The organism is Pantoea sp. DY-17 (assembly GCF_019795975.1).
Lineage (GTDB): Bacteria > Pseudomonadota > Gammaproteobacteria > Enterobacterales > Enterobacteriaceae > Pantoea > Pantoea leporis.
The window spans coordinates 474,220-499,548 of the sequence record NZ_JAIMIG010000001.1; the positions used below are offsets into that span (position 1 = coordinate 474,220).

General features: G+C 54.8%; 22 protein-coding genes. 14 read left to right on the forward strand and 8 right to left on the reverse strand.

Annotation, left to right across the window (positions count from 1 at the left end):
• Window positions 1-69 precede the first annotated feature (69 nt).
• The 3 genes from glnH to rhtA form a co-directional block, all read right to left on the reverse strand.
• A complete protein-coding gene (glnH, locus tag K5Y33_RS02305; protein ID WP_036647919.1) occupies window positions 70-816 on the reverse strand; it encodes a glutamine ABC transporter substrate-binding protein GlnH in 747 nt (248 codons plus the stop codon).
• A gap of 322 nt (window positions 817-1,138) precedes the next feature.
• Window positions 1,139-1,642, reverse strand: coding sequence for a DNA starvation/stationary phase protection protein Dps (dps, locus tag K5Y33_RS02310; RefSeq protein WP_036620516.1), 504 nt, complete (start codon window positions 1,640-1,642; stop codon window positions 1,139-1,141).
• 297 nt (window positions 1,643-1,939) lie between these two features.
• Complete coding sequence (rhtA, locus tag K5Y33_RS02315) at window positions 1,940-2,848, reverse strand: threonine/homoserine exporter RhtA (protein WP_222233188.1); 909 nt, start codon at window positions 2,846-2,848, stop codon at window positions 1,940-1,942.
• 379 nt (window positions 2,849-3,227) lie between these two features.
• On the opposite strand from rhtA, the gene ompX reads away from it, so the two are divergent.
• Window positions 3,228-3,737, forward strand: coding sequence for an outer membrane protein OmpX (gene ompX, locus K5Y33_RS02320; protein ID WP_176970932.1), 510 nt, complete (start codon window positions 3,228-3,230; stop codon window positions 3,735-3,737).
• A 141-nt stretch (window positions 3,738-3,878) separates the two neighbouring features.
• Here the strand turns inward: ompX and K5Y33_RS02325 are convergent, their stop codons facing one another.
• Complete coding sequence (locus tag K5Y33_RS02325; protein WP_101761013.1) at window positions 3,879-4,073, reverse strand: hypothetical protein; 195 nt, start codon at window positions 4,071-4,073, stop codon at window positions 3,879-3,881.
• Between the two features lie 201 nt (window positions 4,074-4,274).
• Here K5Y33_RS02325 and mntR point away from each other — a divergent pair, with 201 nt between their 5' ends.
• From mntR to K5Y33_RS02360, 7 genes are all read left to right on the forward strand, one after another.
• The gene (mntR, locus tag K5Y33_RS02330; RefSeq protein WP_101761012.1) at window positions 4,275-4,733 is read left to right on the forward strand and encodes a manganese-binding transcriptional regulator MntR; all 459 of its coding nucleotides are present in this window, start codon (window positions 4,275-4,277) and stop codon (window positions 4,731-4,733) included.
• A 20-nt stretch (window positions 4,734-4,753) separates the two neighbouring features.
• On the forward strand, window positions 4,754-5,863 hold the full coding sequence (locus K5Y33_RS02335; protein ID WP_137385455.1) for an SLC13 family permease: 1,110 nt from the start codon (window positions 4,754-4,756) through the stop codon (window positions 5,861-5,863).
• A gap of 115 nt (window positions 5,864-5,978) precedes the next feature.
• Window positions 5,979-7,106, forward strand: coding sequence for an HlyD family secretion protein (locus K5Y33_RS02340; protein ID WP_176970930.1), 1,128 nt, complete (start codon window positions 5,979-5,981; stop codon window positions 7,104-7,106).
• Window positions 7,103-8,671: a DHA2 family efflux MFS transporter permease subunit gene (locus K5Y33_RS02345; RefSeq protein WP_101761009.1), complete on the forward strand. Its 1,569-nt coding sequence runs from the start codon at window positions 7,103-7,105 to the stop codon at window positions 8,669-8,671. Before K5Y33_RS02340 ends, K5Y33_RS02345 begins: the two co-directional genes overlap by 4 nt.
• A gap of 1 nt (window position 8,672) precedes the next feature.
• Complete coding sequence (locus K5Y33_RS02350) at window positions 8,673-10,202, forward strand: efflux transporter outer membrane subunit (RefSeq protein WP_101761008.1); 1,530 nt, start codon at window positions 8,673-8,675, stop codon at window positions 10,200-10,202.
• A gap of 417 nt (window positions 10,203-10,619) precedes the next feature.
• Window positions 10,620-11,021, forward strand: coding sequence for an H-NS family nucleoid-associated regulatory protein (locus K5Y33_RS02355; protein WP_101761007.1), 402 nt, complete (start codon window positions 10,620-10,622; stop codon window positions 11,019-11,021).
• A gap of 192 nt (window positions 11,022-11,213) precedes the next feature.
• Window positions 11,214-12,806 (forward strand): ABC-F family ATPase, encoded by a 1,593-nt coding sequence (locus tag K5Y33_RS02360; RefSeq protein ID WP_064741202.1) that lies wholly within the window; start codon window positions 11,214-11,216, stop codon window positions 12,804-12,806.
• 176 nt (window positions 12,807-12,982) lie between these two features.
• On the opposite strand, the gene moeB is transcribed toward K5Y33_RS02360, so the two are convergent.
• Together moeB and moeA are read right to left on the reverse strand one after the other, a co-directional pair.
• Window positions 12,983-13,750, reverse strand: a complete 768-nt coding sequence (moeB, locus tag K5Y33_RS02365) for a molybdopterin-synthase adenylyltransferase MoeB (RefSeq protein ID WP_222233189.1) — start codon at window positions 13,748-13,750, stop codon at window positions 12,983-12,985.
• A complete protein-coding gene (gene moeA, locus K5Y33_RS02370) occupies window positions 13,750-14,985 on the reverse strand; it encodes a molybdopterin molybdotransferase MoeA (protein ID WP_304624136.1) in 1,236 nt (411 codons plus the stop codon). Before moeA ends, moeB begins: the two co-directional genes overlap by 1 nt.
• A gap of 359 nt (window positions 14,986-15,344) precedes the next feature.
• Here moeA and K5Y33_RS02375 point away from each other — a divergent pair, with 359 nt between their 5' ends.
• The 5 genes from K5Y33_RS02375 (at window position 15,345) to gsiD (ending at window position 21,661) form a co-directional block, all read left to right on the forward strand.
• The gene (locus tag K5Y33_RS02375) at window positions 15,345-16,310 is read left to right on the forward strand and encodes an isoaspartyl peptidase/L-asparaginase family protein (RefSeq protein WP_222233191.1); all 966 of its coding nucleotides are present in this window, start codon (window positions 15,345-15,347) and stop codon (window positions 16,308-16,310) included.
• Window positions 16,311-16,319: 9 nt separating this feature from the next.
• Complete coding sequence (gene gsiA, locus K5Y33_RS02380) at window positions 16,320-18,176, forward strand: glutathione ABC transporter ATP-binding protein GsiA (RefSeq protein WP_222233192.1); 1,857 nt, start codon at window positions 16,320-16,322, stop codon at window positions 18,174-18,176.
• A 63-nt stretch (window positions 18,177-18,239) separates the two neighbouring features.
• Entirely contained in the window at window positions 18,240-19,775 is a 1,536-nt protein-coding gene (gene gsiB / locus K5Y33_RS02385) for a glutathione ABC transporter substrate-binding protein GsiB (protein ID WP_110865816.1), read from the forward strand.
• Window positions 19,776-19,824: 49 nt separating this feature from the next.
• The gene (gene gsiC / locus K5Y33_RS02390) at window positions 19,825-20,745 is read left to right on the forward strand and encodes a glutathione ABC transporter permease GsiC (protein WP_217547126.1); all 921 of its coding nucleotides are present in this window, start codon (window positions 19,825-19,827) and stop codon (window positions 20,743-20,745) included.
• A gap of 10 nt (window positions 20,746-20,755) precedes the next feature.
• Entirely contained in the window at window positions 20,756-21,661 is a 906-nt protein-coding gene (gene gsiD, locus K5Y33_RS02395; RefSeq protein ID WP_101761001.1) for a glutathione ABC transporter permease GsiD, read from the forward strand.
• 56 nt (window positions 21,662-21,717) lie between these two features.
• Here the strand turns inward: gsiD and K5Y33_RS02400 are convergent, their stop codons facing one another.
• A complete protein-coding gene (locus K5Y33_RS02400; RefSeq protein ID WP_222233193.1) occupies window positions 21,718-23,379 on the reverse strand; it encodes a methyl-accepting chemotaxis protein in 1,662 nt (553 codons plus the stop codon).
• Between the two features lie 114 nt (window positions 23,380-23,493).
• Between K5Y33_RS02400 and K5Y33_RS02405 the strand changes: the two genes are divergently transcribed.
• Window positions 23,494-23,943, forward strand: coding sequence for a DUF4385 domain-containing protein (locus K5Y33_RS02405; RefSeq protein WP_101760999.1), 450 nt, complete (start codon window positions 23,494-23,496; stop codon window positions 23,941-23,943).
• On the opposite strand, the gene rimO is transcribed toward K5Y33_RS02405, so the two are convergent.
• On the reverse strand, window positions 23,940-25,265 hold the full coding sequence (gene rimO / locus K5Y33_RS02410; protein ID WP_110865820.1) for a 30S ribosomal protein S12 methylthiotransferase RimO: 1,326 nt from the start codon (window positions 25,263-25,265) through the stop codon (window positions 23,940-23,942). The genes K5Y33_RS02405 and rimO overlap by 4 nt on opposite strands.
• Window positions 25,266-25,329 lie beyond the last annotated feature (64 nt).

Here is a 25,329-nt window from a genome sequence, read left to right on the forward strand (position 1 = left end):
CTGTTGCGTGGAAATGTAAAAAGCAGGGAGTGTCAGGCTCCCTGCTGGAAAAATCGGCTCAGGCCGCAATTATTTTGGTTCAGTACCGAACCATTTTTTATAGATGGTGTTGTAGGTGCCGTTGTCGCGCAGAGTTTTCAGGGCGCCGTTCACTTTTTCACGCAGGTCGTCGCTGCCTTTCGGGAACGCGATGCCATACTGCTGCGCTTCAATTGACTCGCCTACCGCTTTGAAGCGGCCTTTACCGGCGGTGTTGATAAAGTACAGGATGTTCGGCGTATCGTGCAGTACGGCGTCAGCACGGTTAGTGCCTAACTCCATGTACGCGTTGTCGATATTCGGGAACTGGCGCAGGTCTTTCGACTTGATGTGCGCTTTGGCGTAATCCACTGAACCGGTGCCGCTCTTCACCGCCACCACTTTGCCGTTCAGATCGTCAATGCTCTTAACGTCTTTTTCATTCTCGCGCACCATCACCAGCAGGCCGCTTTTGTAGTAGCCGTCAGAGAACTCGATGGCTTTTTTACGTTCTTCGGTGATGGTGATACCCGCCAGCGCCAGGTCAATGTTTTTGGTTTGCAGCGCAGGAATGATGCCGCTGAAGTCCATTGGCTTGAAGGCGTAATCGAGTTTCAGTTCTTTCGCGATGGCATCCCACAGATCGATATCAAAACCGACGTATTTATCGCCTTGTTTGAACTCAAAGGGAACGAATGCGGTGTCGGTTGCGACGATCAGTTTTTTGTCTGCTGCGGTGGAGGAAAGCGAGAAGGCCAGCGCCAGCGCGGCCACGGAGACTTTAATCAATGACTTCATCATTTTTTTCCTTATTACCCCTCAGGCCTGGTGGCCCGATGTACGGCCTATCATATGAAAAAATTATGCCAACTTTTCATTTTGCTCGAAATCAGTAGTTTTAAGCACTTGCTGACACGATTTTGCACAGAAGAAAAGTTTTGCACCGTATTGGTGCTTCATTTTGGTGCATGGTGCTGTTGTGGTGCAGGCACAGTGTGCACCAAGGGCGGGGAGAGCGAAAGAAGGGATTAAGGAAATGTTAACAACGTCAAAAAAAGCACCACAATGTTACAGACGTAAAAAAAGGCGGGATAACCCGCCTTCGTTATAACACTGAAATTTATTCAATATTCGATTCGATAAACCACAGGAATTTATCCAGATCGCGCGATGCCGCAGTGAAGATATCAGCGGTATCTTCATCGCTGACTTCAGTGATAGCTTTACGCGTGTCATTCGCCACAATCGCATAGCGATCGGCCAGCGCTTTCAGGTGATCCTGCACGCTATGAATGTTCAACGGATAGCTTTTCAGTGGTGTTTTATCGTTAACGATCTGAGTGGTACCCAGCGCCACGCCGCCTAACTGAACTACACGTTCAGCGATAGTGTCCTGATGATCGGTAATGGCGGTACGGAAACCATCCAGCATCTCATGTACGCCAATAAAGTTGGCGCCACGCATGTTCCAGTGCGCCTGCTTGGTGATCAGCGACAGGTCAATAAACTCCACTACCAGACGGTTGAGCACCTCGATGGTCGCTTTTTTATCGCTGTCAGCGACGTCATTACGGGTGTAAATCAGATCAGACGATTTAGTTTTAACCAGTTTTGCGGTACTCATCATTAATGTCCTCTTATTGATGGTTGTCCTAATCAAGCACGGAAATAAGTATAGCAGCAGTTTTTTAACTTGCAGGGTTGATTAAATCAATGACAGGAATAGATAAACCTTAATATTGCTCAGGGATTGTACATCTTGATGATTATTTCAGTTAAAACAGATGCTTGTGAGGCATGTTAATTATTTATTAAACGTGTTGCAAAATAATAACGGAAAAATCTTAATACCGCGTTAAAAATGATAATGAGAATGCTTCTATATTTAGCCTGCCGCGCAGCAGGCTGAATTATTGAATATTTATTGCGGATGCGTAATGTCGACTTCGCTTATTTTTGCGCTTTTTTGTTTCATGGTGAGCGTTGAACCGGCCGAGGCGATGATGATCGCCAGCAGCGCAATCCACTGCTTCAGCGTCAATAGCTCGCCCAGGAATAACATGCCTGATAACGCCGCCATCGCCGGTTCCAGACTCATTAAGGTACCAAAAATGCGTGCTGGCAGTCGTGTCAGCGCCATCATCTCTAAAGAATAGGGAATGGCGCTGGAGAGCAGGGCGATAAGCAGTGCCAGCGGCAATACTTCCCAATGCCAGATGCCCGGCGCGGCAAAGGTCAGGCCGAGCGGCACAAAAATCACCGAGGCAATCAGCGAACCCATCGCCACCGTCGCCGGACCATGCTCCGCGCCGGCACGCTGTCCTGCAAGGATATACACCGCCCAGCAGGCACCCGCACCTACCGCCAGCAACGCACCGAGCGGATCGATATGACTCATCCCTTCCCCGATGGGCAACAGGAACCACAAACCCGCCACCGCCAGCAGCACCCAAAGAAAATCAAGCGGACGACGCGCGCCGATCAACGCCAAAGTTAGCGGACCCAAAAACTCCAATCCGACGGCAACGCCCAGCGGCACGGTGCGAATCGCTAAATAGAAGAGATAGTTCATGCAGCCCAGCGCTAAGCCGTACATCAGCAGCGGTCTGCGCTGCTCGCGCGTGAAGCGCAAACGCCAGGGTTTAAAGATAATGCAGAGAATCAGGGTGCCAAGACCAAGACGCAGCGCGGTAATGCCGGTGGCGCCAACGGTGGAAAACATCGATTTTGCCAGTGAAGCGCCGCCCTGTAGTGAGAGCATGGCAATCAGCAGCACCGCAATAGGGAACAACACCGGGGCCATATTTTTGGTCGTCAGAGGGGCAGACATCCTGTAATCCATTCCTTTTATTTATTAACAGTAGAGCAACAAGCGCTCAGTGTAATGGAATCTCAGGCAAATAAGGAGACGCGAATCGGGGAAATAAAACGCGCTGACAGGTCAGAATTTGGCCATTTTTAGTGCCATTTCCGTAAAGAAACGTCAGGTTAGTTTAGGAATTTACTTAAAGGCATTTTTTGTGATCGAAATTTATGCTGCAGGAATATGATGCTTTTTATAAGTAAAATGAATGACATAGGAAACTTCATTAACTTTCTGTTACACCAAACAATCTGTTAGACAACAAAATGCGGGCAGAGTTTCTTGCTGTTTTTTGTTATATTTATAGCGTTGTCAGGAGAGAAGTATATTCACATTTGAGGTGGTTATGAAAAAAATTGCATGTCTTTCAGCATTGGCTTGTGTACTTGCAGTTTCTGCAGGTTCTGCCATGGCACAAAGCACCGTTACCGGTGGTTACGCTCAGAGCGATTATCAAGGCGTTGCTAACAAAGCAAACGGCTTCAACCTGAAATATCGTTACGAAGACGGTACTAACCCACTGGGTTGGATCGGTTCTTTCACCTATACCGAGAAAGATCGTACTGATGCTGGCGTTTACAATAAAGGCCAGTACTACGGTGTGACTGGTGGTCCAGCTTACCGTCTGAACGACTGGGCGAGCATCTACGGTGTTGTAGGTGTTGGCTACGGTAAATTCCAGTCTACCGCTCCAGAGCGCCAGAAAGCTGATACCAGCGACTACGGTTTCTCTTACGGTGCGGGCATGCAGTTCAACCCAATCGAAAACATCGCTGTTGACGTGGGTTACGAGCAGAGCCGTATCCGCAACGTTGACGTTGGCACCTGGATTGCTGGCGTAGGTTACAGCTTCTAAGTTCTTGCTTAGACCAGTTGCACAATAAACGGTCCTTCGGGACCGTTTTTTTATGGGCGCGATTAACGATTTACCTGCCGCCAGAAACACAAAGCCCGCTACATTAGCGGGCTTTATTGGAATTTATATGCGTCGGGAACGTTAGCCGCGCCAGATTAGTTTTGGGCACGGACGTTCAACCAGCTGTTTGCCGGTGAGCTTTTCAATCAGCATCAAGCGCAGCGCAAACGGCGAGCGGGTCAACAGGCACAGCAGCGATTTCAGCTCAAAAGCCGGTTTGCTTTGTTCAGCCTGGAAACATTTGCCACAGTCGAGGCAGTTTTTCATGGTAGTCATGTTCACCTCCCGAGTGAATGACGACATTTCTTTGTAGCCTTTATAAGCTATTCGCTTACATTATCAACAAAGATAGCACTGGCTATACTCTTTAGCCAACACTATTTAGGAAAAATTTGTGCTTATTTGTGCCTGGTTTACAATGGGCGCAGCCAGCCCGCACCGCAGGTAAAGTGCGGCAGATAATAAAGAGGAAGTTAGATGAGTCGTCGTGCAAAAATCGCCACCAACATGCCCCAGGGCCCGCTAAAAGAGATAGAGGAGCATGTCGAAGGATTTCGTCAGGTGCGCGAGGCGCATCGTCGTGAGCTGATCGATGACTACGTTGAATTAATCTCTGATTTGATTCGTGAATTTGGCGAAGCGCGTCAGGTGGATATGGCTGCACGTTTGGGCGTTTCCCAGCCGACCGTGGCGAAAATGTTAAAGCGTCTTGGCACCACCGGTTTGGTTGAGCAAGTGCCGTATCGCGGTGTATTCCTCACCGCCGAAGGCGAGAAGCTGGCTGAAGCGAGCCGCGTCCGCCATCATATTGTTGAAACTTTCCTATTGGCGCTGGGCGTTAGCCCGGAAACCGCGCGCCGTGATTCAGAAGGCCTGGAGCATCACGTTAGTGATGAAACTCTGGCCGTGTTCCAGAAATTCTACGAGAATCGCTAACTACAAGGCCTTCCGCCATCATGCCCAATCTGCTTCGTTCTTTTATGCGCGATCGTATTTTGCATTTGTTATTGCTGTTGGGTGTGATCATGTTGCCGCTGGCGAATTTCCGCTGGTCGCAACTGCCTTCCGCTGTGGACTGGCATACCATCATGACGCTCACCGGCTTACTGATGCTGACCAAAGGGCTGGAAAACAGCGGCTATTTTGATGTGCTCGGCGCACGTCTGATTCAGCGTTTCCAGCATGAACGCGCATTGGCGTTATTCATGGTGTGCGCCGCCGCGTTACTCTCAACTTTTCTCACCAACGATGTTGCGCTGTTTATTCTGGTGCCGCTCACGCTGACGCTGCGTAAATTCTCGCGGCTGCCTATTTCGCGCCTGATCATTTTTGAAGCCTTGGCAGTGAACGCGGGTTCCTTACTGACGCCGGTTGGTAACCCGCAAAACATTCTGCTGTGGAGTCACGGCACGCTTAGCGTGCCCGGTTTCATTGCGCAGATGGCGCCGCTGGCGGCATTTTTACTGCTTTCGCTGATGGCGTTAACCTGGTGGAGTTTCCCGGCGCGCGCGATCCAAAAGCATGAGCAGAGTGAAACTCAGGCGTGGCGCAAACCGTTGTTCACGATTAGCGTGCTGCTGTATATCGTATTTATCGTCGCGCTCGAGCTGAAAATGACCGGCTGGGCGCTGCTGCTGGTGGCGGCCTGTTTCCTGATCATGGCGCGCAGCGTGTTGATCAGCATCGACTGGAGTTTGCTGCTGGTGTTCGTGGCGATGTTTATCGATGTCTTCCTGTTGATGCATTTGTCCTGGCTGCAGCCGCACTTTGCCGCTATCGGTCAGCTAGGCGAGGGCGGAATCTATTTGCTGGCGATTGGCTTGTCGCAATTCATTAGTAACGTTCCCGCCACCATACTGCTTTTGCAGAAAGTGCCACCGTCGGAGGTGCTGGCGTGGGCGGTGAATATCGGCGGATTTGGCTTATTGCCGGGTTCGCTCGCCAACCTGATTGCCTTGCGGATGGCGCAGGACGCGCGCGTTTGGTGGCGTTTCCACTTGTTTTCCATCCCGATGCTGGCTTGGTCGATGTTAGGCGGATGGCTGCTGTTACACCTCATGCGTTAGCACCGTGCCAATGTCGGCTTGTGTAAAGTTGCATTGGCATTTGTCAATTTCCCATCTAAGGTTATGTTGACCGTTTTTGCCCGGGAATCGGGACAACTGCCTACGATGAAAAATTATGGAAAACCAGAATCAACCGTCTGAACGCGATCAGCAGGATCCGCAAAAAACCGCCAATACCCATCAAGATAACAACGAACCAGAACGTAAACGTCCCGGAAAGAAACCTCTGATTTTTCTCGCCATTGTGGTGGTGATTATGATCGTGGTGGGATTATGGTTTTGGCTCACCACGCGCAATATCGAAAGCACAGATGATGCCTTTACCGAAGGCAATGCGGTGACCATCGCGCCGAAAGCGGCCGGATATGTGGTCAAGCTGCTGGTGCGCGATAACCAGCGCGTGAAGCAGGGCGATTTGCTGGTGGAGATCGATGCGCGCGACAGTGAAGCGCAGCGCGATCAGGCTAAAGCCCAGCTTGGTCTGGCCCAGGCGCAGCTGCATCAGGCGCAGGCGCAGTTAGCCTTGTCCCGCGTGCAGTATCCGGCACAGCGCGATCAAGCTCTCGCCGATCAGGCCAAAGCGCAGGCCAATTTGCTCAATGCCCAAGCAGATTATCGTCGCCAGCGCGGTGTTGATCCGCGTGCCACTTCACAGCGCAATATTGATACTGCCGCTGCGCAATTGCGTTCGGCTGAAGCGCAACTGCAAAGCGCTAAGGCGCAGGTTGAAGTGGCTTCTCAGGTGAAGCTGCAAATCCGCCAGCAGGAAACCAATGTGGAAGCGCGTGAGCAGCAGGTTGAGCAGGCGCAGGCACAGCTCAACACCGCCGAATTGAATCTCTCTTATACCCAGGTTCGCGCACCTTACGATGGCTTTGTCACCAAGCGTAACGTGCAACTCGGCACGCTGGTGCAGGCTGGCAGCGCGCTGTTCTCGCTGGTTTCGCCTGAAATCTGGATTAATGCCAATTTCAAAGAGTCACAGCTGGCGCGCATGAAGCCGGGTAATAAAGTGGAAATCAGTGTCGATGCCTGGCCGGATATGAAGCTGGAAGGGCATGTGGATAGCGTGCAGATGGGATCCGGTTCCCGCTTCTCCACCTTCCCGGCGGAAAACGCCACCGGCAACTACGTGAAAATCGTGCAGCGCGTGCCGGTGAAAATCGTTATCGATAAAGGATTGGATCCCAATCATCCGCTGCCGCTGGGCTTGTCGGTTGAGCCGAAGGTCACAGTGGAATGAGTGCGAGCGAAAGCTGGCGTCCGGCCAGCAATCCGTGGCTGGTCGCCATTACGGTGACGCTGGCGGTGTTTATGGAGATCCTCGACACCACCATCGTGAACGTCGCGCTGCCACACATTGCCGGTTCGCTCTCCTCCAGCTACGACGAATCGACCTGGGTTTTAACCTCTTATCTGGTGGCGAACGGCATCGTGTTGCCCATTTCGGCGTTCTTCAGCCGCCTGTTTGGCCGCAAGCAGTTCTTCCTGATTTGCATCGTGATGTTCACCATCTGCTCCTTCCTGTGCGGCATCGCGACGGAGCTGTGGCAGATCATTCTGTTCCGCATCCTGCAGGGCTTTTTTGGCGGCGGATTGCAGCCGGTACAGCAATCGGTGCTGCTCGATTACTTCAAAGCGGAAGATCGCGGCAAAGCCTTTGGTCTATCGTCGATTGCGATTATCGTCGCGCCGGTGATTGGTCCGACGCTGGGCGGCTGGATCACCGACAACTACAGCTGGCGCTGGGTGTTCTTCATTAATATTCCAGTCGGTATTTTGACGGTAATGGCAATTTACCAGCTGCTGGAAGATCCGCCGTGGGAGCGCAAGTGGGATAAAGGCCGCCTGAAGATCGACTACATTGGCATCAGCCTGATCACGCTGGGACTTGGCTGTTTGCAGGTGTTCCTCGATCGTGGCGAAGATGAAGATTGGTTTGCCTCGCACTTCATTCGCCTGTTCGCCATGCTGGCGGTGATCGGCATTATCGGCGCCATTTATTGGCTGCTGTATGCACGCAAACCGGTGGTCGATCTTAGCGTAATGAAGGATCGTAACTTCTGGGTGGCGGGCTTGCTGATGGCGGGCATGGCGATGATTTTGTACGGCAGTTCGGTGGTACTTCCCCAACTGGCGCAGCAGGATCTCGGTTACACCGCAACCTGGTCGGGGCTGGTGCTGTCGCCCGGCGCAATATTGATTGTGCTGACGATACCCATCGTGCTGAAGCTGATGCCGATTGTGCAAACGCGCTACATTATCGCATTCGGCTTCACCTGCCTTGCCAGCGCCTTCTTCTATTCCACCCGGCTTACGCCCAACGTTGATTTCACCACGCTGGTGTTAATGCGCAGCGCGCAGTCGATTGGCCTTGGCTTCCTGTTTGTGCCGCTGACCACCATTGCGTTCATCACCGTGCCGCAGCGATTAAACGCCGATGCGTCGGCGCTGTTCACCATGTTCCGTAACGTCGCGGGTTCGATCGGAATTTCGCTGTCGACGGCGGGCATTACCGAACGCATGCAGACGCGATCGGCCAACATGGTGCACAACATGTCGCCGCTCAATGAGCCTTACAATCTCACGCTGCAGCATTGGGCTGATTCGATCCGTAATTTCACCACCGCAGTGGGCGATCCGCTGGTGCTGGCGAGCGGGCAGCTCTACCAGGAGATGATCGCGCAGGCCCGTATTCTGGCGTACATCGACGTATTTACGGGCCTGAGTATCGTGGCGTTGCTATTGATTCCATTTTGTTGGTTGCTTTCGCCGATCAAGAGCGAAGGCAGTGCAGGAGCACATTAAAATGAGTAAGTTTTCGCGCTCTACGCCGTCACTGACGTTGCTGGCGCTGTCACTGTTGCTGGCCGGATGCGCCGTAGGACCTGATTATCAGCCGCCGCAGGCGCACACGCCGGGCGGTTACCATGATTTGCCTTCACAGCAAGCGTCTAAGCCGCTGGCGGCAGCAACCAATCCGCTGTGGTGGAAAAGCTTTAACGATCCGCAGCTTGATAGCCTAATTGAGCGCGCTATTGCCGGCAACTTAACGCTGCAACAATCGGTGCTGCGTATTGCCGGGGCGCGTGAGCAGCTGGCGCAGGCGCGCGGTGGGTTATTCCCGTCGCTTAACGGCTCGGCAAAAGTGACCCGTCAGCAGCTCGGTTTAAAAGGCTTGCTGAAATCCAACGGCGTTTATGACCAGGTTGATAGCGATGTCGCCAGCCAGCTCAACGGTTTAGACCATTCCGTCACCCTGTATCAGGGCAGCTTCGACGCCAGCTGGGAGCTGGATCTGTGGGGCAAAGTACGCCGCCAGATGGAAGCTGCGGATGCGCAGCAGCAGGCGGCCATAGAACAACGCAACGATGCGCTGGTCTCGCTGGAAGCCGAAGTGGCGCGCGCCTATCTGCAATTGCGCGGTTCGCAGGCGGTGCTGGCGACCTTGCAGCAGCAAATTGAGGTCGCGCAGCAAACCTGGGAACTGACAAAGAGCCAGCAGCAAAACGGCTTAGCGCCGACCACGGATGTGGAAAATGCCCGCGCGCAATTAGCCTCGCTGAATGCGCAGCTGCCGCAATATCAGGCGCAGCAGTTGCAGGCAATGAACGGTTTGGCGGTGCTACTGGGTAAAACACCGGGCGCGCTGGATAACGAACTGATGAACAAAAAACCGCTGCCTGATTTGCCGAAATTGGTGCCGGTGGGCATTCCGTCGACGCTGGCGCGGCGACGTCCAGATATTCGTCAGGCTGAAGCCACGCTGCATGCGCAGACCGCGAATATTGGCGTATCCGTTGCCGAGCTGTTCCCCAGCTTGTCGCTCACCGGGCAACTGGGTGTGCGAAATACCGATGCCAGCTATCTGGATGACTGGAGCAGCCACTTCTTTAGCGTTGGTCCGTCGCTGTCGATTCCAATTTTTCAGGGCGGCCGTTTAGTCTCCAGCGTAAAACTGGCGCGCGCGCAGCAAGCCAGCGCGGCGCTTGATTATCGGCAAACGGTATTAACTGCGCTGCAGGATGTGGAGAACGCGTTGGTCAGTTATCGCGCCGATCAGCAGCAGGTTATAGCGCTGGATGAAACCACCGGCGCACTGCAACGTGCATTTGATTTGGCCAGCGACAGTTATCGTCAGGGTATTTCCACCTTCCTCGATGTATTAGATGCGCAGCGACAACTGGCGCAAGCTAAAGCGCAATCGACGCAGGCGCGGATGCAAAGTGCACTTGATTTAGTGGCGTTATATAAAGCGCTGGGCGGTGGCTGGGAACCTTATCAAAACGTCAATTTGCCAGACTATTCTGTGTTTGGTCCCGCAACGGAAGTGCATTAATTTCCCTTAGCAGCCGGTTAAACACCGGCTTTTTTTATCGGCACGATATGAAAAAATGAGATTCTTCTCTCATCCCGGGCAATATAATAATCCGTGATGAAAACGGGTTTTACGTTACACCATTAATCCTTGCTTACCATTATGCTCACTAATGCTGCAGCGCGTAATAGCCGCTAAATGATTGTTTATTACCTGGGAATATTGCTTTGAAATCGATTCCAGTTGCTACATATGGAACACATTACGGTTGTTAATTCAGGGTTAATTAAAGCGGTTATCCGCGTTTTAAACCCTAACGTAAGAAATATGTAAGCAACTTCAGATTAATCCGGGCAATAAAATTAATTTATTTTTTTATTTGAATTAGGTAATCTTGCCACTACAGTTTATTTAACCCCCTTAAGCAAGGACATTGTGATGAGTGACGCATTTAAAGTTCTGAACAACATTCGCACATTACGTGCGCAGGCTCGTGAACTGCCATTGAGCGATCTGGAAGAAATTCTGGAAAAATTAACGGTTGTCGTGACTGAACGTCGTGACGAAGTAAACGCTGAAGAAGCGCAGAACCGCGAAAAAGAAGAGAAGCTGTCTAAATATCGCGAAATGCTGCTGGCTGATGGTATTGACCCGAACGAATTACTGGGCGCTCTGGAAGTTGGTAAAAAACGCGCTAAGCGTGCACCACGCCCGGCAAAATATTCCTACACCGACGAAAACGGTGAAGTAAAATCATGGACCGGTCAGGGCCGTACACCAGCAGCGATTAAAAAAGCGCTGGATTCAGGTAAAAGCCTCGACACTTTCCTGATCAAATAATCCGCACAATCCTTGTAAGTGGGAGCCGGGGGCAAATGCCCCCGGCTTTTTTGTTGTTTTTATTTCTTTATGAGCAACAACACCTTTAGCCCAACGTAACGTCTGCCTCTGGCGCAGAGGTGGCGTCCGGGTGCCCGCTTCTGGCATAATGCCCGCTGTTTTTTCCTCCACTGCGTAACAAAGGTCAATGCCGTGTTAGTTTCCAGCAATATCACCATGCAGTTCGGCAGTAAGCCGCTGTTCGAAAATATCTCCGTTAAATTTGGCGGCGGTAATCGTTACGGTTTAATCGGTGCGAACGGCAGCGGTAAATCTACCTTTATGAAAATACTGGGCGGCGATTTGGCGCCAACGGGTGGAAATGTTTCCCTCGACCCAAATGAGCGTATCGGTAAGTTACGTCAGGACCAATTTGCCTTCGAGCAATATAGTGTGCTGGACACCGTGATCATGGGCCACAATGAATTGTGGGCAGTGAAGCAAGAGCGTGACCGTATATATGCATTGCCAGAAATGAGCGAAGAGGAAGGCTATAAAGTGGCCGACCTTGAAGTCGAATACGGCGAGATGGACGGTTACAGTTCAGAATCACGTGCCGGTGAATTATTACTGGGCGTTGGCATTCCTGTGGAGCAGCATTACGGTCCGATGAGCGAAATTGCGCCGGGCTGGAAATTGCGTGTCCTTTTAGCGCAGGCATTATTTGCCAATCCTGATATTTTGTTGCTCGATGAACCGACCAACAACCTGGATATCGATACCATTCGTTGGTTGGAGCAAGTGCTCAACGAACGTAACAGCACCATGATCATCATTTCGCATGACCGTCACTTCCTGAATATGGTGTGTACGCATATGGCGGATCTGGATTACGGCGAACTGCGCGTTTATCCGGGTAATTATGACGAATATATGACCGCGGCTACCCAGTCACGCGAACGTTTATTATCGGATAACGCCAAGAAGAAAGCGCAAATTGCCGATCTGCAATCGTTTGTTAGCCGTTTTAGCGCCAACGCCTCTAAATCGCGTCAGGCGACTTCGCGTGCTAAACAGATTGATAAAATTAAGCTGGAAGAAGTTAAAGCCTCCAGCCGTCAAAACCCGTTTATCCGTTTTGATCAGGATAAGAAGCTGTTCCGTAATGCGCTGGAAGTTGAAGCGCTGACCAAAGGTTTTGATAACGGTCCGCTGTTTAATAAACTCAACCTGATGTTAGAAGTCGGCGAGAAATTGGCGATTCTCGGTGCCAATGGTATCGGTAAAACTACGCTGCTGAAAACGCTGGTCGGTGAACATACGCCGGATAGCGGCACAGTGAAATGGTCTGAGAATGCGCGCATTGGTTATTACGGCCAGGATCACGCGGAAGACTTCGCTGACGATCTGACGGTATTCGACTGGATGAGCCAGTGGAAGCAGGAAGGCGATGACGAGCAGGCGGTGCGCAGTATTCTTGGTCGTCTGCTGTTTGGTCACGACGAGATCAACAAGCCCGCTAAGGTGCTGTCCGGTGGTGAGAAGGGCCGCATGCTGTTTGGCAAGCTGATGATGCAAAAGCCAAACATCCTGATCATGGATGAACCGACTAACCACCTGGATATGGAATCGATCGAGTCGCTCAACATGGCGCTGGAGATGTACGAAGGCACCCTGATTTTCGTCTCGCACGACCGTGAGTTTGTTAGCTCGCTGGCTACCCGCGTGATGGAGATGAAAGCCGATCGTATTATCGACTTCACGGGTAATTACGAAGATTACCTGCGCAGTCAGGGCATTGTTTAAGGCTTGTGAGGTTTCGGCGCCGATCAGGCGAAAATGCCGGGTCGCTGCGTAACGACGGTGTAAATATTTCCCTGTAACCTCGGCCGCCGTATCCCGGCGGCGGAGGCTTTACTCCGGGCCCGGCACACACGCCTTAATGCACGTCAACTGCCAGCGTTATATCTCGCGTTAGGTCGTCATTCATGGCGACCTTGTTCACCACACACTTCACAATGCGCATCCTGCGCCACTTTCATGCTGCGGAACTCCGCGCTCATCGCGTCGTACATCAATAAGCGTGCGCTAGCAGGTTGACCGAACGCCGTCAGCACTTTTAAGGTTTCCATCGCCTGCATTGCACCGACCACACCCACCAACGGCGCCATCACGCCGGCTTCCACGCAACTTAATACCTGATCGCCAAACAAGCGGCTGATGCAGCGATAACACGGCTCGCCGGGCTGCCAGGTAAACACGCTAAGCTGGCCTTCCATGCGAATTGCTGCGCCGGAAATCAGCGGCACCTTGTGCTGAAAACAGAGGCGGTTGATCTGCTCGCGGGTATCGACGTTATCGGTGCAATCCACCACGGCATCATGGCGCGCAATTAACGTGCTGAGCTGCACGTCATCCAGCTGCGCATTAATCGGCTCCAGCTGGCAATGCGGATTAATTGCCGCCAACTGCTGCTGCGCCGAGGCGACTTTCGCTACGCCAATTTTCGCATCACTGTGCAGAATCTGGCGCTGGAGATTACTGAGGCTAACGCTATCGAAATCGAGCAACGTGAGATGTCCCACACCCGCCGAGGCCAGATAGGGCGCCGCCGCACAGCCGAGTCCGCCGAGGCCGATCACCAACACCTGTGCCGCCTTTAGCTTCTCCTGGCCATCAAAATCAAAACCGCGCAGGACAATCTGACGGTTATAGCGCAGCATCTCTTCGTCGCTCAACTCAACGCTCATTAGCCCTCCAGCAGGCTATTAAAGGCTTCGATCTCCACCCATTCGCCCGGTTCCACATCGCCGCGCTCGCGCTCCAGCACCACAAAGCAGTTGGCCAGCGCGAACGAGCTGAACACATGCGAACCTTGCGCACCGGTGCTGCGCACTTCCAGCACGCCATCGTCACCGCGGCTGAGAATCGCACGTTGGAAGTCGAGACGACCCGGCGATTTCTTCAAACGCTGGGTGGCGCGCGCACGTTGGCGTAGCGGCATGATGCGCGTGGTTTGGCCGGTTAAGGTGGCCAGCAGCGGCTGGACCAATTGATAGAAGGTTACCGCCGCAGAAACCGGATTGCCCGGTAAGCCGCAGAACCAGCTGTTGGCCAGGCGACCAAAAGCAAAGGGTTTGCCCGGTTTGATCGCCAGTTTCCAGAAGGTGATAGCGCCGAGCTCTTCCAGTATCGCACGGGTGAAATCGGCTTCGCCAACCGACACGCCGCCGGTGCTGATCACCACATCGGCCTGGCGATCGGCTTCGGTAAAGGCGGTACGCAGCGCCGCATGATCGTCGGCAATCACGCCGAGATCGATCACTTCGCAGCCCAGCTTGTTAAGCATTAACGCCACGGTAAAGCGGTTGGTATCGTAAATCTGACCTTCCGCCAGCGGCTGGCCGACCGCCTGCAGTTCATCGCCGGTGGAGAAGATTGCCACGCGCAGTTTGCGCAGCACGCTGACTTCAGCAATCCCCAGCGACGCCAGCAGCGGCAGTTCGGCCGCACCAAGGCGCACTCCGGCGTCCAGCACCTGTTTGCCCGCCTGAATGTCTTCACCGATGCGACGAATATTTTGCGCAGTCTGCACCGGCGCGGTAATGACAATGCCGCCGTCGCGCTGCTCCGTTTGCTCCTGCATCACCACGGCGTCACAACCGGCGGGAATCGGCGCGCCGGTCATGATGCGGATCACGCTGCCCGCGGGCCACGCACCGTTAAACGGCGCACCGGCGAAGGCTTTACCGGCCACCGGGAACACGCGATCGGGTGCGATGTCGGCCAGACGCAGCGCGTAACCATCCATCGCCGAGTTATCAAACGAGGGGACATCGAGCGGCGAGTTGATCGGCCTGGCGGTGATGCGTCCGGCGGCCTCAAACAGCGAGACGTTGATCGAATCGCTAATCGGCGTCAGTTGTTGCAGCATCTTTTGCTGCGCGTCTTCGAGGGAGATTAATCCTGCGGTAAAAGGTTCCATGTCCATCTCTGCCTGGTTAATTTCAGATGCGGTCTATTATGGGTAATGCGTGGCCGTTAAGCGAGAGTGCACTTTACTCAATCAATGCACATTCCGTAGCGGCGCAATTTATTGCGCGATAAATCGCGCCGCTACGGAATGTGCGAATGGTAAAAATGGTTTTCCTGTTTTACAGGTGCGCATCCGCTAAGCACATCACAACCAAAAAAGCATAATCCACAATAAAAGGTTATGACCGCGCAGGCAGTTTCTGCTTTACAAGATGAGGGTGCCTTTCTATAGTCGAAAATTGCCAAAAAAAGATGAAAACCATTCTAAATCAGTGTTTTTGGTTCTGATTCCTTAACAGGGTACCGGTTATGGCTAAAGCAGTTATCGCAATTCACGGCGGTGCGGGCGCGATTACGCGTGCGGCAATGAGCGCCGAAAAAGAGCAGCACTATCGTCAGCAACTCACCGCAATCGTTACCGCAGGCCAGCAAATTCTTGCGGCGGGCGGCAGCGCGTTAGATGCCGTTACCGAAGCCGTACGCCTGCTGGAAGAGTGTCCGCTGTTTAACGCGGGCAAGGGCGCGGTGTTCACCCATCAGGGCACGCATGAACTCGATGCCAGCATTATGGATGGTCGCACGCTGGACGTCGGCGCGGTCGCGGGCGTCAGCCACATCCGCAATCCGATTCTGGCTGCGCGTAAGGTGCTGGAGAACAGCCCGCACGTGCTGTTTATCGGTGCGGGCGCAGAAGCCTTCGCCGCTGAGCAAGGTTTAGCGCCGGTCGAAGCTGATTTCTTCTCCACGCCGGAGCGCTGGGAGCAGCTGCAGCGCGCGCTGCACAGCCAGCAGATGGTGCTGGATCACGACGGCGAAGCAAACAGTCACAGCGACGATCCGCTGGACCCGGATCGCAAATTCGGTACCGTCGGTGCGGTCGCGCTCGATCTTCAGGGTAATCTGGCGGCCGCCACCTCAACCGGCGGCATGACCAACAAACAGGCCGGTCGTGTGGGCGATTCGCCTTTAGTCGGCGCAGGCTGCTACGCCAGCAACGACACCGTAGCGGTCTCCTGTACCGGTACCGGCGAAGTGTTTATCCGTACGCTCGCCGCTTACGACGTGGCGGCGCAGATGCATTACGCCGGACGCTCGCTGCAACAGGCCACCGCCAACGTCATTCATGACAAAGTGCAAGAGCTGGAAGGCAGCGGCGGGCTGATTGCCATTGACGCCGCAGGCAATGTGGCGCTGCCGTTTAACAGCGAAGGCATGTATCGCGGATTCGCCTATGTGAATGGCGATGTTGAGGTAGCGATTTACCGCGACAGCTAAGGAGCAGGCATGACGGACCAACAGCTGCAGTTTGCGCCGGAGCAGGTTCTGGCGGTGCGCGATCTTAACGTGCGCTTTGAGCATGAAGGGCGCATTACCGAAGCGGTACGCAACCTGTCGCTCGACCTGCATCGCGGTGAAACCCTGGCGCTGGTGGGCGAATCCGGCTCGGGTAAATCCGTCACCTCGCTGGCGCTGATGTGCTTGATTCAGCAGGCCGGCGGCGAAGTGTGCGGAGATATCCAGCTGCGGCGTCGCAATGGCGAGGTGCTGGATGTGATGCGCGCGTCGAACGGTCAGATGCGCAAAGTGCGCGGCGCCGATATGGCGATGATCTTTCAGGAGCCGATGACCTCGCTCAACCCGGTGTTCACCGTCGGCGAGCAGATTGCGGAATCCATCCGTCTGCATCAGGGCAAAAGTCACCAGCAGGCGCTGGCGGAAGCGCGGCGCATGCTCGATCTGGTGCGCATTCCCGAAGCGCAAAATGTGTTATCACGCTATCCGCATCAACTCTCAGGCGGCATGCGCCAGCGCGTGATGATTGCCATGGCGCTGTCGTGCAAACCGGCGCTGCTGATTGCCGACGAACCCACCACCGCACTCGACGTCACTATTCAGGCGCAAATTCTGCAGTTGATCCGCGTGCTGCAAAAAGAGATGCAGATGGGGGTGATTTTCATCACCCATGATATGGGCGTAGTGGCGGAGATGGCCGATCGCGTGCAGGTGATGTATCGCGGCGATGTGGTAGAGCGCGCGTCGGTGCAGCAGCTGTTTGCCGACCCGCAGCAGCCCTATACCCGCGCGTTGCTGGCGGCGGTGCCCAAACTGGGGGCGATGCATGGTCAGCCGCTACCGGCTAAATTTCCCTTATTGCATAGCAACGGACGTGAAGAACAGGCCGCACCGCAGGACACGGTGCGTCACGATCGACCGCCGATTTTGCAGGTGCGCGATTTAGTCACGCGCTTTGATATTCGTGGCGGTTTGCTCAATCGCGTTAAACGCCGCGTGCACGCGGTCGAGAAAGTCAGTTTCGATCTCCATGCCGGTGAAACGCTGGCGCTGGTGGGGGAATCCGGCTGCGGAAAATCCACTACCGGGCGTTCGCTGCTGCGGCTGGTAGCCAGCCAGGGCGGTACCATTACTTTTGACGGCCAACGCATCGATGCGCTGCAGGGCAATGCGCTGGCGTCGCTGCGTCGCGATATCCAGTTTATCTTCCAGGATCCTTACGCCTCGCTCGATCCGCGTTTGACCGTGGGTTTTTCGATCATGGAACCGCTGCTGGTGCACAAAACGCTGGATCGTCGTCAGGCGGAGAAGCGCGTTGCCTGGCTGCTGGAGCGTGTCGGCCTGCTGCCGGAACATGCGCAGCGTTATCCGCACGAATTTTCCGGCGGCCAGCGCCAGCGCATCTGCATTGCGCGCGCGCTGGCGCTCAATCCCAAAGTGGTGATCGCCGATGAATCGGTGTCGGCGCTGGATATGTCGATTCAGGCGCAAATCATTAACCTGATGCTCGATTTGCAGCGTGAATTTGGTATCGCTTTCTTATTTATCTCACACGATATGGCGGTGGTGGAACGCATCAGCCATCGCGTGGCGGTGATGTATCTCGGACAAATTGTGGAGATGGGGCCGCGTCAGGCGGTATTTGAGCAGCCGCGCCATCCCTACACCAAAAAACTGATGGCCGCGGTGCCGGTGGCCGATCCGGCCCATCGACATCGTGAGCGGGCGCTGATGGTGGATGAGATCCCCAGCCCGATTCGCCCGCTGGGCGATGAGCCAGAAGTGGCGCCTTTACTGGAAGTGGCACCGGGCCATTTTGTCGCCCGGCACGCAATTAGCGGCGCCTGAGCAGCAAACAACCGCACATCTTTGGATGTCGCGCATGACAGGGATTACAGGAGAACGATAACGATGCACCATATTATGCGAAAAGGGGTTATCACTGCCGGTTTGTTGAGTTCGGCGCTGGCGCTGCCCGCGTGGGCGGCGAAAGATGCGGTGATTGCGGTGGCCTCGACCTTTACCACGCTCGATCCGTATGACGCTAACGATACGCTGTCGCAGGCGGTGGCGAAGTCCTTCTATCAGGGCTTGTTCGGCTTCGATAAAGACATGAAGCTGACCAACGTGCTGGCGGAAAGTTATCAGGCGAGCAGCGACGGCCTGACCTACACCATTAAGCTGCGCGCCGGCGTGAAATTCCAGGATGGCACTGACTTCAATGCCGAAGCGGTGAAGGTGAACCTCGATCGCGCCAGCAATCCGGATAACCATCTCAAACGCTATAACCTGTTCAAATATATCGCCACCACCGAAGTGGTCGATCCGACCACGGTGAAAATCACCCTGAAGCAGCCGTTCTCGGCCTTCATCAACAACCTCGCGCATCCGGCGGCGGTGATGATCTCGCCGACCGCGCTGAAGAAATATGGCAAGGATATCGGCTTCCATCCGGTAGGAACCGGCCCGTTTGCCTTTGATACCTGGAACCAGACCGACTTCGTGAAAGTGAAGAAGTGGGACGGCTACTGGAAAAAAGGCTATCCGAAGCTGGATAGCATTACCTGGCGTCCGGTGGTGGATAACAACACCCGCGCGGCGATGCTGCAAACTGGCGAAGCGAGCTTTGCGTTCCCGGTGCCGTTCGAGCAGGCCAAACTGCTGGAAGGCAACAGCAAGCTCGATGTGGTCACCACGCCGTCAATCATGCAGCGCTACATCAGCCTCAACGTGACGCAAAAGCCGTTTGATAATCCGAAAGTGCGTGAAGCGCTGGAGTACGCCATCAACCGTCAGGCACTGGCAAAAGTCGCCTTTGCCGGTTACGCCACGCCAGCCACCGGCATCGTGCCGCCGAGCATCGACTTTGCGCAGAGCTATCCGGCAATCAAATATGATCCGGCCAAAGCGCGCGAACTGCTGAAAGAAGCGGGCTTCCCGAACGGTTTCGAAACCACGTTGTGGTCTTCGCACAACCACAGCACCGCGCAGAAAGTGCTGCAGTTCACCCAGCAGCAGCTGGCACAGGTGGGCGTGAAGGTGAAAGTGACGGCGATGGATGCCGGTCAGCGTGCCGCTGAAGTAGAGAGCAAAGGGCAGAAAGAGAGCGGTGTGCGCATGTTCTACACCGGCTGGTCCGCCTCGACCGGTGAAGCCGACTGGGCGCTGACGCCGCTGTTCGCCACCACTTCATGGCCGCCAGCAATCTTCAACACCGCGTTCTACAGCAATCCGCAGGTGGATAAAGATCTCGCCGATGCGCTGAAAACCACCGATCGCGATCAGAAAGCTAAGCTGTACAAAGACGCGCAGGATCGCATCTGGAACGATCATCCGTGGATCCCGCTGGTGGTGGAACAACTGCTGTCAGCCAACAATAAAAACCTCAGCGGTTTTTATGTCATGCCCGATACCTCATTCAATTTTGATGAGGCCGATCTGAAGTAACAGACGCGGCCAGCCTTAGCGGGCTGGCCGATGCTGCGCAGGACTTCGCATGCTCAACTATTTTCTCAAACGATTACTGGGACTGATTCCCACGCTGCTGATTGTGGCGGTGCTGGTGTTCCTGTTCGTCCATTTGCTGCCAGGCGATCCGGCGCGCCTGATTGCCGGCCCGGAAGCGGATGCCTCGGTGGTGGCGCTGGTGCGTCAGGATCTCGGCCTCGATCAGCCGCTGCTCAAGCAGTTCTGGCACTTTATGATCAATGCGGTGCAGGGCGATTTCGGCCATTCGCTGGTCTCGAAACGTCCGGTGATTGACGAAATTGCCGCGCGCTTTTTCCCGACGCTGTGGCTGACACTCAGCAGCATGGTGTGGGCGGTGATATTCGGTATGGCGATTGGCATCACCTCGGCGGTGTGGCGCAATCGCTGGCCGGATCGAATCGGCATGACACTGGCGGTGTCGGGCATCTCGTTCCCGGCGTTTGCGCTCGGCATGCTGCTGATGCAGGTGTTTTCTGTCGAGCTCGGCTGGTTGCCGACCGTTGGCGCGGATAGCTGGAAACACTACATTTTGCCATCGATCACCTTGGGTGCAGCGGTGGCGGCGGTGATGGCACGCTTCACCCGCGCGTCGTTCGTGGAGGTGATGCAGGAAGATTACATGCGCACCGCGCGCGCCAAAGGGGTGCGCGAATCGCTGGTGGTGGTGAAACACGGCCTGCGCAACGCGATGATCCCGGTGGTCACCATGATGGGCCTGCAGTTTGGTTTCCTGCTCGGCGGCTCGATTGTGGTGGAGGTGGTGTTCAACTGGCCAGGCCTGGGCCGCTTGCTGGTGGATTCGGTCGAGATGCGCGATTACCCGGTGATTCAGGCCGAAGTGCTGCTGTTCTCGCTGGAGTTCATCCTGATTAACCTGATTGTCGATGTGCTGTACGCGGCAATCAACCCGGCAATTCGCTACAAGTAAGGAGTTGCAATTGAAGAACTGGCGACGAGCCGCGGCATTGAAAACCCTGCCGACTATCACGGAAAACCGGGTACGCACGCCGTGGCGCGAATTCTGGCGACGCTTTCGCCGTCAGCATGTGGCGCTGCTGGCCGGACTGTTTGTGCTGCTGCTGATCGTGGTGGCGTTTATCGCGCCGCTGATTGCGCCGTTTGATGCGGAAAACTATTTCGATTACGACCGGCTAAACGAAGGGCCGTCGCTGATGCACTGGTTTGGCGTTGACTCGTTGGGGCGCGATATCTTCAGCCGTGTGCTGGTGGGCACGCGTATCTCGCTGATCGCCGGTTTCTTCTCGGTGGCGATCGGCGCTCTGATCGGCACCGTTTTAGGTCTGCTGGCGGGCTATTACGAAGGCTGGTGGGATCGCATCACCATGCGTATCTGCGATGTGCTGTTCGCTTTCCCCGGCATTCTGCTGGCGATTGCGGTGGTGGCGATTATGGGCAGCGGCATGAGCAACGTGATTGTCGCGGTGGCGATCTTCAGCATTCCGGCGTTTGCCCGTTTGGTGCGCGGCAATACGCTGGTGCTGAAACATCAAACCTATATTGAGTCGGCACGCAGTATTGGCGCGTCGGACTGGACCATAATTATGCGTCACATCCTGCCCGGCACGGTGTCGTCGATTGTGGTCTATTTCACCATGCGTATCGGTACCTCGATTATCACGGCGGCGAGTTTGTCCTTTCTCGGCCTCGGCGCGCAGCCGCCCACGCCGGAGTGGGGCGCGATGCTCAATGAAGCGCGCGCCGATATGGTAATTGCGCCGCATGTCGCCATCTTCCCGAGCCTGGCGATTTTCCTCACCGTGCTGGCGTTTAACCTGCTGGGTGATGGTTTGCGTGATGCGCTGGATCCCAAATTGAAGACCTGATGGTGGGTCCGGTCGCCATTTATGGCGACCTCTTCAATAACCGCACCACTCCGGTCTTAAAACGTTTCCCAATTGTCATTACTGTGCGCGGCGGCAGGCTGCGCGCGGGTTGGTGTTATCACCGGTTTCACCACTTTCGCCACCGTTGCAGTCGCCTGGCGCGTGCCGGTTTTGAAGCGGGCCACCGCAGAAGAGAGGCTGCTGGCCTGCTGCTCCAGCGACGCTGAGGCGTTAGCCGATTCCTGCACCAGCGTGGCGTTCTGCTGCGTGACGCGATCCATCTCGTTGACCGCCTGACCAATCTGGTCGATGCCGCGGCTCTGCTCATCGGACGCTGAAGCAATCTCGCCCATGATATCGGTGACGCGGGTAACAGCGCTGACGATTTCCTGCATGGTTTCACCGGCGCTGCTCACCTGCTGCGAACCGGTGTTGACACGCTGCACGGAATTCTCAATCAGCAGTTTGATCTCTTTCGCCGCCTGAGCGCTGCGCTGTGCCAGATTGCGCACTTCACCCGCTACCACGGCAAAACCGCGTCCTTGTTCACCGGCGCGCGCCGCTTCAACTGCCGCGTTCAGCGCGAGGATGTTGGTCTGGAAGGCGATGCCATCAATCACGCTGGTGATATCGGCGATTTTCTTCGAGCTGTCGGCGATATCGCGCATGGTTTTCACCACACCATCTACCACGTTGCCGCCTTTGTCGGCGGTTTCCGAGGCGGTTTTCGCCAGCTGCGTGGCCTGACGCGCGTTATCGGCGTTCTGTTTCACCGTGGCGGTCAGCTGTTCCATACTGGCGGCGGTCTCTTCCAGCGATGCCGCTTGCTGCTCGGTGCGTGAAGAGAGATCGTTATTGCCGGTGGCAATCTCGCTGGCGCTACCAAAAATCGCATCCGCACTATCACGCACATTGTTGATGGTGCTGAGCAGCGACTGCTGCATATGGTTGAGGCTGGCGGCAATCGATGCCATTTCACTGCGGCCTTCCACCTGCAAACGGACGGAGAGATCGCCGTCGGCGAAGCGCTCCATCTGCTGCTGCACCTGCTTCATCGGTGCCAGCAGGATGCGACGCACCAGAATCCACACCGCAACCAGCAACAGCACCACAACTATCGCCATCACGGCGACCAACACCAGCATGTGCTGATAGTTATTATCATATTCCGCATTGCGCTCGGCCAGCAGCTGCACGTTGTGCTCGCGCCATTGCTTGTACGCGACTTCCAGATCGTCCTGAGCCTGCTGGGCGTCAAGGTTGCCATAGGCGGCGTAATCATTGGCTTTCAGGAACGCTGCCGACTGTTTCAGTAATTCTGCGAAGGCAGCAAATTTAGCGTCGACTACACTGGCTGAATCAGCGCTTTGTCCGGCAATGCGCGGCATGCTCTGGTAGAGGTCATAATGTTGCTTTGCTTCATCCAGTGACGCACCCGCGCTGATCAGCAGTTTGTTGATGGCGGCGACGGACGCTTCATCCGTTTGTTTTTTCAGGATACGAATGGCGACGCGGTTAATGATTACGCGCGTTTTCACCAGCGTTTGCCAACCGTCGGCCAGCTCACGCTGCTGATGTGACAGCTGATTACTGGTGGTGAAATTATGCTGTCCGGTAATCAGTGATGATAAAAACAGCGAGCCGGAAATCGCCTGCATCGCGGTGAAAACCACCAATATCATCATGATGGCTGTCACAATTTTCATTCGTTTAAACATAGGTGCGTCTCTGAGGAAGTAGGCTGATATCCAGGTTATCGGTATAAAAGCAAATCGCTTAAGTGCCAGCAGGAAATAATTACGTCACGGGACGATGAGAGGCGGGAAAAACAGATGAAAGCGTTTAACTACGAGCAGGATTTCAAGCACATCAATTTTCGCCAGCAGCCTGAGCTGTATCAGGTGGGGCGCGGCGAGCAGGGCGTGCTGATGGTCGAGCCCTATAAAAGTGAGATTCTGCCGCACTGGCGTTTTCGCACCGTCGAGCTGGCAAAAGAATCTTCACAGCAGATTATGCAGCTGTTTGAGGCATATCGCGCGCAGGACGATTTTGTCGGTATGGATATGGCGCGCAAATATATTCAGATGGGTTATACGCGTGCACGCCGCTACAGTAATCATCAGGGCGGGCGTAAATATGACGAGGCAGGCAACGAACTGCCGCGTACCACAGAAAAAGAGAAGGCCGCTGCGGCGGCCGTTTTCAAAGCGTGCTGGGATAAACTGCGCGCGGATACTGACTATCTGGCGCGCAAGCGTGCGCACCAGCAGAAGTATGGTTAAACGCGCGTGCCCCACAGATCGTATTCATCGGCGTGTTCCACTTTAACGCGGACCACGTCGCCGACTTTCACCTGACGATCGCCGTTCAGATAAACCGCGCCATCGATTTCCGGGGCGTCAGCCATGCTGCGCCCCACCGCGCCTTCTTCGTCCACTTCATCAATCAGCACCAGCACTTCGCGGCCGATTTTCTCCTGCAGACGTTCGCTGGAGATCTTCTGCTGCAGCTGCATGAAGCGATCAAAACGATCCTGCTTCACGTCGTCCGGTACCTGATCCGGCAGCTGGTTAGCAGTTGCGCCATCTACCGGGCTGTACTGGAAGCAGCCAACGCGATCGAGGCGCGCTTCCCGCAGGAAGTCGAGCAGCATCTGGAAATCTTCTTCGGTTTCACCGGGGAAACCGACGATAAAGGTTGAACGCAGCGTCAGCTCCGGACAGATTTCACGCCAGCGCTTAATGCGCTCCAGCGTGCGCTCTACCGCGCCGGGACGCTTCATCAGCTTGAGGATGCGCGGGCTGGCGTGCTGCAGCGGAATATCGAGGTACGGCAGAATCTTGCCTTCGGCCATCAGCGGGATCACATCATCCACATGCGGATAAGGATAAACATAGTGCAGACGCACCCACACGCCGAGTTTGGCTAACTGCTCGCACAGGCTCACCATGCTGGTTTTCACCGGCGATCCGTTCCAGAAACCGGTGCGATGTTTAACATCCACGCCGTAAGCGGAGGTGTCTTGTGAGATTACCAGCAGCTCTTTCACGCCCGCTTCAACCAGACGTTTAGCTTCGTCGAGCACCGAACCGATTGGGCGGCTATCAAGATCGCCACGCATTGATGGAATGATGCAGAAGGTGCAGCGATGGTTGCAGCCTTCGGAAATTTTCAGGTAGGCGTAATGGCGCGGCGTCAGTTTAACACCTTGCTCTGGCACTAAACTCAGGAACGGATTGTGTTCTGGTTTTGGCACATAAGTGTGCACATGCGACAGCACCTGCTCGTAGCTGTGCGGGCCAGTGATCTCCAGCACTTTCGGATGCACTTCGCGGATCTGATCCACTTTGGCACCGAGGCAACCGGTGACGATCACTTTGCCGTTTTCATTCAGCGCTTCACCAATCGCTTCCAGAGATTCCTGTACGGCGCTGTCAATAAATCCACAGGTGTTAACGATGACGATCTCCGCATCATCGTAGCGTGGCACCACGTCATAGCCTTCAGTACGCAGCTCCGTCAGGATGCGTTCAGAGTCGACGAGGTTTTTCGGACAGCCGAGGGAGACGAACCCCACGCGCGGTGGATTTTTGACATGGCTCATAAGGATAAAAATTCATCATAATTAGTGTGGATAGGGGGGCGATTGTACAGAGGTTGCCGGGGAA

Coding starts and splice junctions, on each gene's coding strand:
- K5Y33_RS02325 (WP_101761013.1), bottom strand. CDS start 4,073: ATGACTACCATGAAAAACTGCCTCGACTGTGGCAAATGTTTCCAGGCT.
- rimO (WP_110865820.1), bottom strand. CDS start 25,265: ATGAGCCATGTCAAAAATCCACCGCGCGTGGGGTTCGTCTCCCTCGGC.
- gsiA (WP_222233192.1), top strand. CDS start 16,320: ATGACGGACCAACAGCTGCAGTTTGCGCCGGAGCAGGTTCTGGCGGTG.
- rhtA (WP_222233188.1), bottom strand. CDS start 2,848: ATGTCTGCCCCTCTGACGACCAAAAATATGGCCCCGGTGTTGTTCCCT.
- K5Y33_RS02405 (WP_101760999.1), top strand. CDS start 23,494: ATGAAAGCGTTTAACTACGAGCAGGATTTCAAGCACATCAATTTTCGC.
- K5Y33_RS02375 (WP_222233191.1), top strand. CDS start 15,345: ATGGCTAAAGCAGTTATCGCAATTCACGGCGGTGCGGGCGCGATTACG.
- K5Y33_RS02345 (WP_101761009.1), top strand. CDS start 7,103: ATGAGTGCGAGCGAAAGCTGGCGTCCGGCCAGCAATCCGTGGCTGGTC.
- K5Y33_RS02355 (WP_101761007.1), top strand. CDS start 10,620: ATGAGTGACGCATTTAAAGTTCTGAACAACATTCGCACATTACGTGCG.
- moeA (WP_304624136.1), bottom strand. CDS start 14,985: ATGGAACCTTTTACCGCAGGATTAATCTCCCTCGAAGACGCGCAGCAA.
- ompX (WP_176970932.1), top strand. CDS start 3,228: ATGAAAAAAATTGCATGTCTTTCAGCATTGGCTTGTGTACTTGCAGTT.
- K5Y33_RS02400 (WP_222233193.1), bottom strand. CDS start 23,379: ATGTTTAAACGAATGAAAATTGTGACAGCCATCATGATGATATTGGTG.
- gsiB (WP_110865816.1), top strand. CDS start 18,240: ATGCACCATATTATGCGAAAAGGGGTTATCACTGCCGGTTTGTTGAGT.
- dps (WP_036620516.1), bottom strand. CDS start 1,642: ATGAGTACCGCAAAACTGGTTAAAACTAAATCGTCTGATCTGATTTAC.
- mntR (WP_101761012.1), top strand. CDS start 4,275: ATGAGTCGTCGTGCAAAAATCGCCACCAACATGCCCCAGGGCCCGCTA.
- moeB (WP_222233189.1), bottom strand. CDS start 13,750: ATGAGCGTTGAGTTGAGCGACGAAGAGATGCTGCGCTATAACCGTCAG.
- K5Y33_RS02340 (WP_176970930.1), top strand. CDS start 5,979: ATGGAAAACCAGAATCAACCGTCTGAACGCGATCAGCAGGATCCGCAA.
- glnH (WP_036647919.1), bottom strand. CDS start 816: ATGAAGTCATTGATTAAAGTCTCCGTGGCCGCGCTGGCGCTGGCCTTC.
- K5Y33_RS02335 (WP_137385455.1), top strand. CDS start 4,754: ATGCCCAATCTGCTTCGTTCTTTTATGCGCGATCGTATTTTGCATTTG.
- gsiC (WP_217547126.1), top strand. CDS start 19,825: ATGCTCAACTATTTTCTCAAACGATTACTGGGACTGATTCCCACGCTG.
- K5Y33_RS02350 (WP_101761008.1), top strand. CDS start 8,673: ATGAGTAAGTTTTCGCGCTCTACGCCGTCACTGACGTTGCTGGCGCTG.